This window comes from Mesorhizobium sp. M7A.F.Ca.ET.027.03.2.1 (genome assembly GCF_003999175.1).
Taxonomy (GTDB): domain Bacteria; phylum Pseudomonadota; class Alphaproteobacteria; order Rhizobiales; family Rhizobiaceae; genus Mesorhizobium.
This window is the reverse complement of record NZ_RZOM01001503.1, coordinates 1-1,036: the sequence shown is the minus strand read 5'-3', so window position 1 is coordinate 1,036 and position 1,036 is coordinate 1. Positions and strand designations below refer to the sequence as shown.

The 1,036-nt window shown below is 62.9% G+C and carries 1 protein-coding gene and 1 pseudogene; both read left to right on the top strand.

Going from position 1 to position 1,036, the window contains the following annotated elements:
- Nucleotides 1–115: 115 nt before the first annotated feature.
- A complete protein-coding gene (locus tag EN750_RS35980; protein ID WP_127399394.1) occupies nt 116–859 on the top strand; it encodes a competence/damage-inducible protein A in 744 nt (247 codons plus the stop codon).
- Between the two features lie 81 nt (nt 860–940).
- A pseudogene (locus tag EN750_RS41765) lies at nt 941–1,036 on the top strand (universal stress protein); the annotation flags it as partial.

The following is a 1,036-nucleotide window of genomic DNA, read 5'->3' as shown; positions in this document are numbered from 1 at the left end:
GGGAAGGCGAGTGGTCTGAGATAGCGCGGCGCGAAGATGACATTGCGGCCACCGTCGCGCCGCGCTATCTCAGACCACTCGCCTTCCCAGGCCACTCGCCTTGCCGGAGCCTTCCATGCGTGAAATCGTGACCGCCGCCATGCTCGTCATTGGCGATGAGATTCTGTCCGGCCGAACCAAGGACAAGAACATCGGCCATCTCGCCGACATCATGACGGCGATCGGCATCGACCTGAAGGAAGTGCGTGTCGTCCCTGACGAGGAAGACGAGATCATCGCCGCGGTGAATGCCGTGCGCAGCCGTTACACCTATGTGTTCACCACCGGCGGCATCGGTCCGACGCATGACGACATCACGGCCGATTCCATATCCAAGGCTTTTGGCGTGCCTTGCGAATACGATGCCCGGGCCTATGCGATGCTGGAGGCAAGCTATGCCGCGCGTGGCATCGAATATACGCAGGCCCGCAAGCGCATGGCGCGGATGCCGCGCGGCGCCGATCTCATCGACAATCCGGTGTCGGTCGCACCTGGCTTCCGCATCGGCAACGTCCACGTCATGGCCGGCGTGCCATCGATTTTCCAGGCCATGCTCGACAATGTCGTGCCGACGCTGAAGGCCGGCACGAAGATGCTTTCGGCGACCGTGCCCTGCCCGTTCGGCGAAGGCCTCATCGGCGGGCCGTTGGGTGATATCCAGAAAGCGCATCCCGATACGATCATCGGCTCCTACCCGAAATATGGCGACGGCAAGTTCTGGACCGAACTGGTCGTGCGTGCCCGCAGCCAGGAGGCGCTGGACGCCGCCCGCGCCGATGTCGAGGCGATGGTCGCCGGCTTCGCCAGCAATCCCGGCTGATCTGGTCCAGACCGGAACAAAGCACGACGCTGCAACGTTTCCCCGGCACGAGTTCACCAGCTCGTAAATCGAGGGATTGTCATGCGATTCAAAACCATCGTCGCCATTCTGCAGAACGAGCAGGACGCCGAGCGCGTGCTCGACTGCGCCATTCCGCTCGCCACCCGGTTCCAGAGC